This window comes from Rhodococcus sp. RDE2 (assembly GCF_020885655.1).
Classification (GTDB): domain Bacteria; phylum Actinomycetota; class Actinomycetes; order Mycobacteriales; family Mycobacteriaceae; genus Rhodococcus; species Rhodococcus pyridinivorans.
This window is the reverse complement of sequence record NZ_AP025186.1, coordinates 2,257,525-2,271,125: the sequence shown is the minus strand read 5'-3', so window position 1 is coordinate 2,271,125 and position 13,601 is coordinate 2,257,525. Positions and strand designations below refer to the sequence as shown.

The window sequence follows — 13,601 nt, the reverse complement described above, 5'->3', positions numbered from 1 at the left end:
AGAACAGACGACCTTCTCCCTCGGGTGGCACCGCGCTCGTCGAGGTCACGTCAGGGCAGCGACGCGACGAGGGCTTCGACGTCGACCCGCGGTCCGGTGAAGAACGGGGTCTCCTCGCGGACGTGCAGGCGCGCGTCGGTGGCCCGCAGGTCGCGCATGAGGTCGACGATGCGGTGCAGCTCCGGCGCCTCGAAGGCGAGGATCCACTCGTAGTCGCCGAGCGCGAAGGCCGGAACGGTGTTGGCGCGGACGTCGGGGTAGCCGCGGGCCGCCATGCCGTGGTCGGCGAGCATCTTGCGACGCTGCTCGTCGGGCAGCAGGTACCACTCGTAGGACCGCACGAAGGGGTACACGCAGACGTAGTTGCCCGGTTCCTCCCCCGCGATGAAGGCGGGCAGGTGGCTCTTGTTGAACTCCGCGGGCCGGTGCAGTGCGGTGTTCGACCAGACCGGGGTGCTCGCGCGGCCGAGGATCGTGGTGCGCCGGAAGTCGGCGTACAGCTTCTGCAGGTCCTCGATGTGCTCGGCGTGGGTCCAGATCATGAAGTCGGCGTCGGCGCGGGTGCCGGCCACGTCGTAGATACCGCGCACGATCACGTCGGTGTCGTCGAAGCGGGCGAAGAACGCCTTCGCGTCCTCGATCGCCGCGGTGCGGTCGTCGCCGAGGACGCCGGGCCGGACCTGGAAGACCGACCACATCGCGTAACGGAGTGTGGAATTGAGCTTGTCGTAGTCGAGACGTGCCATGACGTTCATCCTTCCATTCGTGCAGCCAGGCGTGCGGCCGCGGCCGTGCCTGTTGCGACACATGCGGGTACGCCCACACCGTGCAGCATCGCGCCGGCGACCTCGAGTCCGTCGATCCCTGCGATCTCGGCCTCGAAGGCGGCGACGATCTCGCCGTGATGTTCGCGGTACTGCGGCAGCCCGCCGTGCCACCGCTGCACGAAGGCGGCCACCGGTTCGGCGTCGACTCCGGTGACGGTCGCGAGATCCGCGCGGGCCAGCGCGATCAGATCGGCCTCGGACGCGTCGACGAGCGCGTCGTCGCCGAACCGTCCGAACGACGCGCGGGCGAGCGCGACGGGTCGTTCGGCGAGGTGGGGCCATTTGCGGCTCGACAGCGTGAAGGCCTTCGCCGACAGGTCCTCCCCCGTCGCGACGAGGATTCCGGAGTTCTGCGGCAGGCCGGCGTCGTGCGGCAACGCGAGCGCGACCACCACCGACGAGGCGAGCGGGATCTGCGCGGCGCACTGCGCGGCGGATCTCACGCTGTCGGCGAGCAGCCGGGCGGCGTCCGGGGCGGGCACGGCGAGCACCACACCGTCGACCTCGCCGAGCGGGTCGACCGACCACCGGCCGGCGCTGCGCTTCAGTCCGGATGCCGCCGTGCCGTAGAGGAACTCGGCGTCGGCCTCGCGGACGAGGGCCTCGATCAGCACGCCGTAGCCCTCGCGCAGCGTCCCGAAGACCGGGGCGTCCGTCTTCGGGGGCAGGGCGCGGGCGACGGCCTCGCTCAGGCTCGTCGCGCCGGCATCGAGCGCCGCCGCGAGCGTCGGGACGGTGGCGCGGACACCCGCGGTGTCGGACAGCCCCGAGTACACCCCGCCGAGCAGCGGGTCGACGCTGCGCCGCACCACCTGCTCACCGAAGCGTGCTCGGACGAGATCCGCGACGGAGACGTCGGAGTCCCGGTCCCAGTGGAACGGCACGGTGGGTTCGGCGGCGATGCGTGCCAGGGTCTCGTCGTCGACGAGTCCTTCGACGGACTGCGCGGATGCGGGGATGCCCATCAGCGTGCCCGCCGGCAGCGGATGCAGTCGCGCGTCGGCGTACAGGAGGGGACGGGCCGCCGAGGGGTGGACGATGTGGTCGCTCAGGCCGAGTTCCTCGACGAGCGCGAGCACCTCGGGTCGGCGTGCGATGAACGCCTCGGCACCGACGTCGACCGGGTCGCCCGCGAGCGGGACCGTGCGGAGCTTGCCGCCGAGCCGCGTCGACCGTTCGAGCACGACGATCCGCGCGGCGGCGCCGAGCGAACGACGCAGCCGGTACGCGGCGACGAGCCCGCTGATCCCACCGCCGACGACCGCGACCGTCGGCGGGGTCACAGCGAATGCACCAGCTCGACCACTCGGGTGATGACGTCGGGATCGGTGTCGGGCAGGACACCGTGACCGAGGTTGAAGATGTGTCCGACAGCGCCGGCCTCGAGAGCACGGTCGGCCTCGGCGACGATGCGGCGCACCTCGCGTTCGACGACCTCCCGGCCCGCGAACAGGATCGCGGGGTCGAGGTTGCCCTGCAGGGCCTTGCCCGGGCCGACGCGGGTCGCGGCGACGTCGAGCGGGATGCGCCAGTCGACGCCCACCACGTCGGCGCCCGCCTCACCCATGGCGCCGAGGAGCTCACCGGTGCCGACACCGAAGTGGATGCGCGGCACCCCCGCACCGGCGATCTCGGCGAAGACACGCTCGGAGTGCGGCAGGACGTACTCGCGGTAGTCCGCGAGAGAGAGGGCACCGGCCCACGAGTCGAAGAGCTGGACGGCGTCGACACCGGCACCGATCTGCGCGCGGAGGAAGGCGATGGCGACATCGGTGAGCTTGCCGAGGAGGGCGTGCCAGGTCTTCGGGTCGGCGTGCATGAGCGCCTTGGTGCGCTCGTGGTTGCGGCTCGGGCCGCCTTCGACGAGATAGGAGGCCAAGGTGAAGGGCGCGCCTGCGAACCCGATGAGCGGGGTGTCTCCGAGCTCGCGGGTCAGCAGCCCGACCGCGCGGGCGACCGCTCCGACCTCCTCGGCCTCGAGGGTCGGCAGCGCGGTGACGTCGGCGGCGGTGCGGACGGGGTTCGCGACGACCGGGCCCGTGCCGGCGACGATGTCGAGGTCGATCCCGGCGGCCTTGAGCGGGACGACGATGTCGGAGAACAGGATGGCGGCGTCGACCTTGTGGCGCCGCACCGGCTGCATCGTGATCTCGCAGACCAGTTCGGGGTCGAAGCACGATTCGAGCATGCCGATACCGGCCCGGATCTCCCTGTACTCGGGCAGGGAGCGGCCGGCCTGGCGCATGAACCACACGGGGCGGTGGGCCGGCTTCTCACCGCGAGCGGCCGCCAGCAGGGGCGCATGGGGCAGGATCCTCCGCGCGGGGTAGTCCGCGGGCACCGCAGATCCGACGTTCGTGTTCTCCAAGCCGGTCATCGATCCTCGTTCTTCGGGCACTGCGCGCCGTCGCGCAGGGCAGCGTCTGCCGGGGCGCACACGGGACGTGTGGTCCGGACCCGTTGCCCATGCTGCCACGCCCGTGCCGTTCGCCGGAATCGGCGCGCCTCCCGCGTGCGGTGCGTCACCGGCACTAACCTCCGCTCGGTGACCACCTCGCCCGCCGAGCCGGCCCGCTTCCGTTCCGCAGTCGATGCGATGAACGCGGCCACCGTGCGCCCGGAGATCGAGGTCGGGCCGATCCGGCCCCCGCAACGGCTCGCGCCCTACAGCTACGCGCTGGGCGCCGAGGTCCTGCACGACGAGACCGACCGGGTGCCCGAACAGTCCGAGGGCGACGCGTTCGGCCGCCTCATCCTTCTCTACGACCCCGACGGCGACGAGGCGTGGCACGGAACCACCCGGCTCGTCTCGTACATCCAGGCCGACGTCGACGAGAGCCTGGCAGCGGACTCACTGCTGCCGGAGGTCGCGTGGAGTTGGCTCGTCGACGCCCTCGCCGCGCACGGTGAACCGCTCACGGCGCTGGGCGGCACGGTGACGGCGACGACCTCCGTGCGGTTCGGGGACATCGCCGGGCCGGGACGGGCCCACCAACTGGAACTGCGTGCATCGTGGACTCCGCAGTCCGACATGCTGACCCCGCACGTGGAGGCGTTCTGTGACGTCCTCGCCTATGCCGCGGGTCTGCCTCCGGCGGGGGTCGCGCGACTCCAGCGGTGAAAACCGGCGCAATCCGACCGGATTTCTAGAACCTGTTCTACCCTTGTTTCCATGCAGCGTCTCAGCGGGCTCGATGCCGGTTTCCTCTACCTCGAGACCCCCAGTCAGCTCCTCCACATCTGCGGGCTGATCGTGCTGGATCCGTCCACCGTCCCGGGCGGCTACGACTACGTGAGCCTGCGCAACGAACTCGCAGCGCGCCTCACCGCCGTGCCCCAGTTCCGGATGAAGCTGGCCGACAGCAGGTTCAACCTCGACCATCCGGTCTGGGTCGACGACCACGACTTCGACCTCGACCGGCACGTCCATCACGTCGGCGTGCCCGCCCCGGGCAGCCGGACCGAGCTCGCGGAGCTGTGCGGCCACATCGCCGCGCAACCCTTGGATCGCTCCCGGCCGCTGTGGGAGATGTGGTTCGTCGGCGGCCTCGACGACGGCAGGATCGCGGTCATCGCGAAGATGCACCACGCCGGGGTGGACGGGGTCTCCGGCGCCGCACTCATCGCACAGCTGTGCAGCCTCGACCCCGCCGATCCCCGGCCCGAACCGGTGCAGTGGGGCGCCGGCGACGCGAACGACCTCGCCATCGCGATTGCCGGAGCTCTCAACGTGGCCCGCCGGCCCCTGCATCTGCTGCGGATCCTGCCCGGCGCGGTCACATCGCTGACCTCGTGGATCGCCCGCGCACGACGCGGCGACGCCATGCCCGCGCCGTTCACGGCGCCGCGCACCCCGTTCAACTCCACCATCACCGGCCACCGCAACGTCGGCTTCGCCGAGTTGAACCTCGACGACGTGAAGCTGGTGAAGAACGTCTTCGGCGTCACCGTCAACGACGTGGTGATGGCGGTGTGCTCCGGCGCGCTGCGCCGATATCTGGAGCGGCGCGGCGAGCTGCCCGACTCGCCGCTCATCGGGATGATCCCGGTCTCGGTGCACGGCAGGTCGGATCGGCCGGGGCGCAATCAGGTCTCGGCGATGTTCGCCGACCTCCACACCCACATCGCCGACCCGGCCGAGCGGCTGCGGGCACTCTCGGAAGCGAACGCGGTGGCCAAGGAGCACAACGCCGACCTCGGTGCGAACCTGCTGCAGGACTGGTCGCAGTTCCTCGGCGCGGCGGTCTTCGCCCCCGCGATGCGCGCGTACGCCGGGCTCCGCCTCGCCGACCGGCATCCGGTGATCCACAACCTCGTGATCTCCAACGTGCCCGGGCCGCCCGTGCCGCTGTACTTCCTGGGTGCGCGCATGACGGCGATGTACCCCTTCGGGCCGATCTTCCACGGCGCGGCGCTCAACGTGACGGTGCTCTCGCTCGACGGCAGGCTCGACATCGGCCTGATCTCGTGTCCCGATCTCGTGCCCGACCTGTGGGAGCTCGTCGACGACTTCTCCCCCGCCCTCGAGGACCTCGTCCTCGCGGCCGGTGCGGACAGCGACGATGTCGTCTCGCAGGAGGGGTGACGCGGCGCCCCGGAGAGGTCCGCGTGGCATCGAGCGGGTCCGCGCGTGTCCACCGATCGGACGTTCCGGACAGGAACGGAATTGCGCACGGGGACGACACCGCTAGAGTCACGCCCATGCCGGCACAGAACGACGAGGACGAGCAGAAGAGCACGAGCGTGACCACGGTGCCGCTCCTCGAACCGCGCGACGGCGTCCCGGAGGTCGTCACCACGGCGCGCGGGGTCGCCGACGCGGCAGCGATGCTCGCGCGGGGACACGGCCCGCTCGCCGTCGACGCCGAACGCGCATCGGGTTACCGCTACTCGGCGCGCGCCTATCTCGTCCAGCTCCGTCGTGACGGCGCCGGCACGGTGCTGCTCGATCCCATTCCTACACGGGACGACCTGGCTCCCCTGGCCGAGGTGATCAACGACCTCGAATGGGTCCTGCACTCCGCCGACCAGGATCTCCCCGGCCTGGCCGAACTCGGACTCCGCCCGGCGAAGCTGTACGACACCGAACTCGCCGGTCGTCTCGCCGGATTCCCCCGTGTCGGGCTCGCCGCGATCGTGGCCGAGACCCTCGGCCTCGAACTGCGCAAGGGCCACGGTGCGGCGGACTGGTCGACGCGACCGCTCCCCGACTCGTGGCTCAACTACGCCGCGCTCGACGTCGAACCGCTCGTGGAACTCCGCGAGGCGATGGCGCGCGAACTCGAGCGGCAGAACAAGACCGAGTGGGCCGCCCAGGAATTCGAGCACATCCGGCTCGCGGGGCCGCCCGCTCCGAAGCCCGATCGGTGGCGGCGCACGTCCAAGATCCACGCGATCAAGGACCGACGCCGTCTGGCGATCGTCCGGGAACTGTGGACCACACGCGACGAGATCGCTGCGCGGCGCGACATCGCGCCGGGGCGCATCCTTCCCGACTCCGCGATCATCGCCGCCGCAGAGGCGAATCCCACGACCGTCGAACAGTTGCAGAAGCTTCCGGTCTTCGGCGGTCCGCGGCAGCGCCGTTCCTCCCGCGCGTGGCTCAACGCGATCGAGCGGGCCCGTGCACTGCCGGAAGACCGGCTCCCACCCCTCACTCCGCCGCTGACCGGGCCTCCCCCGGCCGGTCGGTGGTCGCGTCACCACCCCGAGGAAGCGGCACGTCTCGCCCTCGCGCGCGGCGAACTCGCCGCCCTGAGCGAGGAAGTCGCCGTTCCCGTCGAGAATCTGGTGAGTCCCGAACTCGTTCGGCGCCTGTGCTGGGACTGGGACGTCTCCGACGGAGACGACGTCGAGGAGTACATCGACGGCCGCTTCGCCGAGGGTGGGGCACGGCCGTGGCAGCGCGCGCTGACCGCGCCGCGGCTGGCGAAGGCGCTCACGGCGGAGAACTGATCTCCGCCGTCCGCCCTGCGTGCCATCTACTTCCGGCGCTGCCGCGTCCTGGACATCACATCCGGGCAGCCGCAGCGTGCGCGGGCACCGCGGCGAACCTCTTGCGTGCGTCGCGCAGGACCAGCTTCCTGGGCAGGTGCCGCGCCGCCGCGGGCAGTGCCCGGTAGGCGGGCGCCGCGATCCGCATGAGGCGGTCGAACCACCGCTGGTGGGCCTCGGTCCACGTGAATCCGTAGGCCTCACGGATACGGGGATCGAGCATGCCCAGGGTGAAGAACCTGTTGAGCGCCATCGCCGGCCGGACGACGATCGGCAGGTCGCCACCGGAGAGCAGGGCGCGCGCGTAGGAACGAACGGTCCCGTCGATCTCGAGATCGTCGACGACGCTGTGCCAGTAGGCATCGAACGCGTCGAGGTCGGCAGGCCACATCTCCTCCGGTACCTGCAACGACGTGCCGTAGACCGCGAATTCGCGGTACAACCGTTCGGCCTCGGCCCGGTCGAGGCGGCCGAAGAACCGCTCGTACACGTCGCGGCCGCCGTGGAACATCACCGCGGCGATCCACAACTGGAGCTTCGGATCGAAGGCGTTGTATCCGTCGGCGCGAACCGGTGCGTGTGCGCGGTTGACGAAGCGCACCACCCTGCGCCGTTCCTCGTCATCGCCGAACGCCACGAGGAAGATATACGCGCTCGTGTTCCGGAAACGTGTGACGGGATCGATGAGCGCCTTGCTGTGTTCCACCACACCGTGCCCCACCGGAGGCAGAGCGATCTCCATGAGGAACCTCCAGGGAGAGGTCAGAAGGAACGCCGCTTCACCCACCACACCCTGCACCGTTGCGTCCGGTCGTCGCCGAGTCATGGAACGAGACTGTATTCCCAGATCACACAGTGTCAAGCAGAGGTCCTCACCGGACGGGAACGTCGCAGGCAGAACGACGGTGCGGAGAGAATATTTCTTAACTTCCTGCCCGCTCGGAGGCGTCGTCACACACCGTGGATGTCCCGTCCGGAGTCCGCCCTGTGGGCGAGTTCTCGCCGGAAACGTCGAGTCGGCCGTTCACCCCGGCGTAATGTTCCCCTGAAGAAAACACACTGTGTCCAGCCCTTTTCCCGCCCTCGCGGCCAGTCCCATCCAGGAGTTCCTCGGTGACCCAACCATCGACCGCACACGCCGCGAAAGTCATCGCCGTGACCGTCGCGGCAGCCGTGGGCGGTTTCCTGTTCGGCTTCGACAGCTCGGTCATCAACGGCGCCGTCGACTCCATCCAGGACAACTTCGCGCTCAGTTCGTTCGTGACCGGTTTCGCCGTCGCCATCGCCCTGCTCGGCTGTGCCGTCGGCGCATGGTTCGCCGGACGCCTCGCCGACAGTTGGGGCCGCAAGCGCGTGATGCTCCTCGGCTCCGCCCTGTTCGTCATCTCGTCGATCGGGTCCGGTCTGGCCTTCAGCGTTCCCGATCTCATGCTGTGGCGCGTGCTCGGCGGCCTCGGCATCGGTATCGCCTCGGTCATCGCACCCACCTACATCTCCGAGATCGCACCCGCCCGCTACCGCGGTGCGCTCGCATCGCTGCAGCAGCTCGCCATCACCCTCGGCATCTTCGCGGCCCTGCTGTCCGACGCGGTCCTGCAGAACGCCGCCGGTGGAGCGTCGAACGAGCTGTGGTGGAATCTCGAGGCCTGGCGGTGGATGTTCCTCGTCGGCGTCGCGCCCGCCGTCCTCTACGGCGTACTGGCGCTGACGATCCCGGAGTCGCCCCGCTATCTCGTCGGCAAGGACATGGACGAAGAGGCCGCGGCCGTGCTGGCCAACGTCACGGGCGAACTCCGGCCCGACGAGCGTGTCCGCGAGATCCGGCTGACGCTGCGGCGGGAGTCGAAGGCGTCCTTCGGCGACATCCGCGGCCCGGTCTTCGGTCTGCAGCCGCTGGTGTGGGTCGGCATCACGATGGCCGTCTTCCAGCAGTTCGTCGGTATCAACGCGATCTTCTACTACTCGACGACCCTGTGGAAGTCGGTGGGCTTCACCGAGAACCAGTCGTTCACGACGTCGGTGATCACGGCCGTGATCAACGTGCTCATGACGTTCGTCGCGATCCTGTTCGTCGACAAGATCGGCCGCCGTCCGCTGTTGATGACCGGTTCGATCGGCATGTTCGTCAGCCTGTTGCTCGCCGCGATCGCCTTCTCGCAGGCGGTCGGCAGCGGTGAGGACGTCGAACTGCCGGCACCGTGGGGGGCGCTCGCGCTCGTCGGCGCGAACGCCTTCGTGATCTTCTTCGCTGCCACCTGGGGCCCGATCATGTGGGTGATGCTCGGCGAGATGTTCCCGAACCGCATGCGCGCAGTGGCCCTCGGCATCAGCACCGCCGCCAACTGGGTCGCGAATTTCACGGTGACGCTGGCGTTCCCGCCGCTCACCTCCGCGGTCGGACTGTGGTTCCTGTACGGACTGTTCGCGTTCTTCGCCCTGCTGTCGTTCTTCTTCGTCAAGTCGAGGATTCCCGAGACCAAGGGCATGGAACTCGAGGAGATGCAGAGCTAGTCGATACAGACGCGAGGGGCGGTATCCGGTGGTCCGGATACCGCCCCTCGCGTCTGTATGAGCGCGTCGGCCGACTCAGCCCGCTTCGCGATCGGACTGTTCCACCGCCGACGGTCGCGACCGCTCCTCGGCTTCGCTGTCGAGGCCGGCGACCCAGCCGGTGACCTGACGCGCCACGTCCTGGGCCGTCAGACCGAGTTCGGCGTGGATCTCGTTGCGGGAGGCGTGATCGAGGAACTTCTGCGGCACCCCGAGATCGCGCGTGGGCACGTCGACGTCGTTGCGGCGCAGCGCGGCGGAGACCGCCGAGCCGACACCACCGTGGAGGCCGCTGTCCTCGATCGTGACGACGATCCGGAAGCCGCGTGCGAGGTCGACCACCGCGTCGGGCACGGGGAACACCCATCGCGGGTCGACGACCGCAGCGTCGATGCCCTGCTTGGAGAGACGATCGGCGACGTCGAGTGCGAGACCGGCGAAGGCGCCGACCGCGACGATCAGTGCGTCGCCGCGCCGCGACGACGGCATCCGCAGCACGTCGACCGTGCCGTCGAGACGTTCGATCGCCGGAATGTCTTCTCCCACCGAACCTTTGGGGAACCGGAGGACAGTCGGGCCGTCGGAGACGTCGAGCGCCTCACCGAGTTCCTCGCGCAGCGTCGCCCCGTCGCGCGGAGCGGCGACCCGGATGCCGGGAACGATGCCCAGCAGGGACAGATCCCACATACCGTTGTGGCTGGCCCCGTCGGAACCCGTGACACCCGCACGGTCGAGCACCACGGTGACCGGCTGCCGCAGCAGCGCGACGTCCATGAGCAGCTGGTCGAACGCGCGGTTGAGGAAGGTCGAGTAGACGGCGACGACGGGATGCATCCCGCCGAGCGCGAGACCCGCCGCCGACGTCACCGCGTGCTGTTCGGCGATGCCGACGTCGAAGGTGCGCTCGGGGAACCGTTCGCCGAACTTGGCGAGACCGGTCGGTCCGGGCATCGCGGCAGTGATCGCCACGACGTCCTCCCGCTTCTCCCCCAGCGCGATGAGTTCGTCGGAGAAGACCGACGTCCAGTCGGGAGCGGAGGCGGACTTCGCCCGACCCGTGCGCGGATCCATCACGCCCGTGGCGTGCATCTGATCGGCGAGGTGGTTCTCGGCCGGCGCGTAACCGGCGCCTTTCCGCGTGACGGCGTGGACGAGGACCGGACCGCCGTACGCCTTCGCGCGGCGCAACGCCGACTCCATCGCCTGCTCGTCGTGCCCGTCGACCGGACCGAGGTACTTGATCCCCAGGTCGGTGAAGAGCACCTGCGGGCTGACGGCGTCCTTCACGCCGGTTTTCATGCCGTGCAGCACCGAGTAGGCCGCCGAGCCGATCCAGGGGATCCGCTTGACGATGCGCCGACTGTTGTCGAGCACCTTCTCGTAGCCGGGCTTGAGGCGCAGCGCCGCGAGGTGCTCGGCGAGACCGCCGATCGTGGGGGCGTAGGAGCGGCCGTTGTCGTTGACGACGATCACCATCGAGCGGTTCTGCCCGGCGGCGATGTTGTTGAGCGCCTCCCAGCACATACCGCCGGTCAGTGCGCCGTCGCCCACCACGGCCACCACGGTCCGATCGGACTGTCCGGACAGCGAATAGGCCTTGGCGAGTCCATCGGCGTACGACAGGGCCGCCGAGGCGTGCGACGACTCGATCCAGTCGTGTTCGCTCTCCGCGCGGCACGGGTAGCCGGACAACCCGCCCTTCTGCCGGAGACTGTCGAACTCGTCGCGACGACCGGTGAGGATCTTGTGGACGTAGGCCTGGTGACCGGTGTCGAAGAGGATCGGATCGCGTGGCGAATCGAACACCCGGTGCAGAGCGATGGTCAGCTCGACGACGCCGAGATTGGGCCCGAGGTGACCGCCGGTCGCCGCGACCTTCTCGACCAGGAATTCCCGGATCTCCCCCGCGAGCTCGGTGAGCTCCACAGGGGAGAGTCGACGCAGATCGTCGGGCGACTGGATGCGGGACAGAACACCCAACTGGAACAGCTCCCTCCGGCTCGTGGCTCACGCTCGTCGCGCGAGTGATTTCCTCAGTCTACGGAGCGCGGGAACGGAGCGTCTCCCGCCACCGCCTCGCTTCCGCGTGATCTCCTGGTCACCGGCGGACGGATCGTCCGCCGGTGAGCGAGGTCACCCTCACGAGGAGATGTCGGCGCGATCTGCCGGCGACTTCTCCTCGACGAGGTCGATGGTGGTGCGCAACGCCTGGTTCGGAATCAGCACCACTGCCACCAGGGTAACGACCGCGAACGCCGCCGCCACGAGGAAGAGGGTCGCCGTCGCGTCGCCGTAGGCGGCACGGATGACTTCCGCCACGGGTGCGGGCAGCTGGGAGAAGTCGAGGCTTCCGCCCGATCCGCCGCCGGAGGTGTCCACACCGAGCTTCGCGAGGCCGTCGGCGGAGATCGTCGCGACACGGGACGCGAGGATCGAGCCCAGCACCGACACACCGATCGCGCCACCGAAGGTGCGGAAGAAGGCGACCGAGCTGCTCGCGGCGCCGATGTTGCGCACGCTGACGGTGTTCTGCACGGCGAGGACGAGGTTCTGCATCAGCATGCCGGTGCCCAGACCCACGATCGCGATGTACACGCTGATCAGCGTGAGCGAGGTGAGGTGGTCGACCGTGCCGAGCAGGCCGAAACCGACCATCTGCAGGATCGCGCCGCCGATCAGGAAGCCCTTCCACTTGCCGAAGCGCGTGATGAGCTGACCGGAGAGCATCGACGAGACGAGCGTGCCGGCGACCATCGGGATGGTGAGCAGACCGGCCACCGTCGGACTGTAGGCCCGCGAGGTCTGGAAGTACTGACCGAGGAAGGTGGTGGCACCGAACAGACCGATACCGACTGCCACGGACGCGATGATCGCGAGGCCGGTGGTGCGTTCGGTGACGATCTTCAGCGGGATGATCGGATCGGCGACCTTCGACTCGACGATCAGCGTCGCGACGAGCAGGACGATGCCGGCACCGACGTAGAGGGCGGACTCGAGCGAGAACCACTCGTAGTAGCCGGCCTTACCCGCGAAGGACACCCACACGAGCAGGACGCTCACGGCGGCGGTGATGAGCGTGGCTCCGAACCAGTCGATGCTCACGTTCTCCTTGCGGACGGTCGCGACGTGCAGCGTGCGCTGCAGCAGGATCAGCGCCACGACGGCGATCGGCACGCAGACGTAGAAGCACCAGCGCCAGCCGAGGAGGTCGACGATGACACCACCGAGCACGGGTCCACCCGACATGGCGACGGCCATGACGGCGCCCATGTAGCCGGAGTACCGGCCACGCTGACGGGGCGGGATGATGCTGCCGATGATCGCGACGACGAGAGCGGTCAGACCACCCATGCCGATGCCCTGGATCACGCGGGCGGCGAGCAGGACCGGCACGTTGTGCGCGATACCGGCCAGCACCGAGCCGATCACGAAGACCAGGATCCCCAGCTGGACGAGCAACTTCTTGTTGAACAGGTCGGCGAACTTGCCCCAGATGGGCGTCGACGCGGCGTTCGCGAGGAGGGCCGTGGTGATGACCCAGGCGTACTGGGTCTGGGTGCCGTTCAGGTCGGCGATGATCGTCGGCAGGGCGGTCGAGACGATCGTGCTGCTCAGCAGCGCCGTGAAGAGAGCGGCGAGGAGGCCCGACAGCACGACGAGGATCTCGCGGTGCGTCATCTGCTCCTCGGCTGCCGGAGCATCCGGCTGCGCTCCCGATCCGGAGACTGTGGTCATGAATTGGTCCTTCGAGTATCGATGACGAGCGGAGCCAGGGACGAGGTGAGACGGTCGAGCGTCGTGATGGCGCCCGCGATCTCGTCCTCGTGCCAGTCCGCGAGTTCTGCGGAGAGCCGTTCGGTTCGGCGCTTCTTCACGAGTTCGAGGATCTCGATACCCGCGACCGAACAACTCACCCGATGAGCGCGACGATCGTCGGGATCGGGATGTCGATCCACGAGGCCTCGCTCGACGAGTTCGGCGATCTGTCTGCTCAACGACGACTGGCTGACGCACATTTCGACGGCGAGCTCGCTGGGCCGGCACTCCCCCATCCGTGCGAGCACGAACAGCACCGCGACGAGCGCAGAAGGAAGCACATCGGTGTCGTGGTGCACGAGTGCACCACGCAGCGTGCGACCGAACATGAAGATGGCGTCGGCGAGTTCGTGGGCCTGAGCCTTTTCCAGCACAGCGAACCTCCGTCGGAACGAACTAATTGATTACGTCATG

11 protein-coding genes are annotated in these 13,601 nt (G+C 69.1%); 4 read left to right on the top strand and 7 right to left on the bottom strand.

What is annotated here, in order from left to right:
* Positions 1-50: 50 nt before the first annotated feature.
* Genes hemQ through hemE form a run of 3 tightly spaced genes read right to left on the bottom strand, consistent with a single transcriptional unit; the run spans position 51 to position 3,204 of the window.
* Positions 51-746 carry a hydrogen peroxide-dependent heme synthase gene (gene hemQ, locus LPH33_RS10565; RefSeq protein WP_006551366.1) on the bottom strand — a complete coding sequence of 232 codons (696 nt, stop codon included), beginning with the start codon at positions 744-746 and terminating at the stop codon, positions 51-53.
* Positions 747-751: 5 nt separating this feature from the next.
* Positions 752-2,110 (bottom strand): protoporphyrinogen oxidase, encoded by a 1,359-nt coding sequence (locus LPH33_RS10560; RefSeq protein WP_059381303.1) that lies wholly within the window; start codon positions 2,108-2,110, stop codon positions 752-754.
* Positions 2,107-3,204, bottom strand: coding sequence for a uroporphyrinogen decarboxylase (hemE, locus tag LPH33_RS10555; RefSeq protein WP_016694449.1), 1,098 nt, complete (start codon positions 3,202-3,204; stop codon positions 2,107-2,109). The genes LPH33_RS10560 and hemE overlap by 4 nt, the downstream gene beginning before the upstream one ends.
* A gap of 168 nt (positions 3,205-3,372) precedes the next feature.
* Between hemE and LPH33_RS10550 the strand changes: the two genes are divergently transcribed.
* From LPH33_RS10550 to LPH33_RS10540, 3 genes are all read left to right on the top strand, one after another.
* The gene (locus LPH33_RS10550; RefSeq protein ID WP_026061620.1) at positions 3,373-3,948 is read left to right on the top strand and encodes a DUF3000 domain-containing protein; all 576 of its coding nucleotides are present in this window, start codon (positions 3,373-3,375) and stop codon (positions 3,946-3,948) included.
* Between the two features lie 51 nt (positions 3,949-3,999).
* Positions 4,000-5,412, top strand: a complete 1,413-nt coding sequence (locus LPH33_RS10545) for a WS/DGAT/MGAT family O-acyltransferase (RefSeq protein WP_229567979.1) — start codon at positions 4,000-4,002, stop codon at positions 5,410-5,412.
* 116 nt (positions 5,413-5,528) lie between these two features.
* The gene (locus LPH33_RS10540) at positions 5,529-6,782 is read left to right on the top strand and encodes an HRDC domain-containing protein (protein WP_016694452.1); all 1,254 of its coding nucleotides are present in this window, start codon (positions 5,529-5,531) and stop codon (positions 6,780-6,782) included.
* A 55-nt stretch (positions 6,783-6,837) separates the two neighbouring features.
* On the opposite strand, the gene LPH33_RS10535 is transcribed toward LPH33_RS10540, so the two are convergent.
* Entirely contained in the window at positions 6,838-7,647 is an 810-nt protein-coding gene (locus LPH33_RS10535) for an oxygenase MpaB family protein (protein WP_051033069.1), read from the bottom strand.
* Between the two features lie 287 nt (positions 7,648-7,934).
* On the opposite strand from LPH33_RS10535, the gene LPH33_RS10530 reads away from it, so the two are divergent.
* Positions 7,935-9,332 carry a sugar porter family MFS transporter gene (locus tag LPH33_RS10530; RefSeq protein ID WP_088898189.1) on the top strand — a complete coding sequence of 466 codons (1,398 nt, stop codon included), beginning with the start codon at positions 7,935-7,937 and terminating at the stop codon, positions 9,330-9,332.
* Positions 9,333-9,407: 75 nt separating this feature from the next.
* Here the strand turns inward: LPH33_RS10530 and dxs are convergent, their stop codons facing one another.
* The 3 genes from dxs to LPH33_RS10515 all read right to left on the bottom strand — a co-directional run bounded on the left by dxs (position 9,408) and on the right by LPH33_RS10515 (position 13,561).
* Positions 9,408-11,351 carry a 1-deoxy-D-xylulose-5-phosphate synthase gene (dxs, locus tag LPH33_RS10525; RefSeq protein WP_229567977.1) on the bottom strand — a complete coding sequence of 648 codons (1,944 nt, stop codon included), beginning with the start codon at positions 11,349-11,351 and terminating at the stop codon, positions 9,408-9,410.
* Positions 11,352-11,510: 159 nt separating this feature from the next.
* Complete coding sequence (locus tag LPH33_RS10520) at positions 11,511-13,106, bottom strand: MDR family MFS transporter (RefSeq protein ID WP_229567975.1); 1,596 nt, start codon at positions 13,104-13,106, stop codon at positions 11,511-11,513.
* The gene (locus LPH33_RS10515; RefSeq protein WP_160875991.1) at positions 13,103-13,561 is read right to left on the bottom strand and encodes a MarR family winged helix-turn-helix transcriptional regulator; all 459 of its coding nucleotides are present in this window, start codon (positions 13,559-13,561) and stop codon (positions 13,103-13,105) included. Before LPH33_RS10515 ends, LPH33_RS10520 begins: the two co-directional genes overlap by 4 nt.
* Positions 13,562-13,601: the final 40 nt, after the last annotated feature.

Coding starts and splice junctions, on each gene's coding strand:
- LPH33_RS10535 (WP_051033069.1), bottom strand. CDS start 7,647: ATGACTCGGCGACGACCGGACGCAACGGTGCAGGGTGTGGTGGGTGAA.
- hemQ (WP_006551366.1), bottom strand. CDS start 746: ATGGCACGTCTCGACTACGACAAGCTCAATTCCACACTCCGTTACGCG.
- LPH33_RS10545 (WP_229567979.1), top strand. CDS start 4,000: ATGCAGCGTCTCAGCGGGCTCGATGCCGGTTTCCTCTACCTCGAGACC.
- hemE (WP_016694449.1), bottom strand. CDS start 3,204: ATGACCGGCTTGGAGAACACGAACGTCGGATCTGCGGTGCCCGCGGAC.
- LPH33_RS10520 (WP_229567975.1), bottom strand. CDS start 13,106: ATGACCACAGTCTCCGGATCGGGAGCGCAGCCGGATGCTCCGGCAGCC.
- LPH33_RS10540 (WP_016694452.1), top strand. CDS start 5,529: ATGCCGGCACAGAACGACGAGGACGAGCAGAAGAGCACGAGCGTGACC.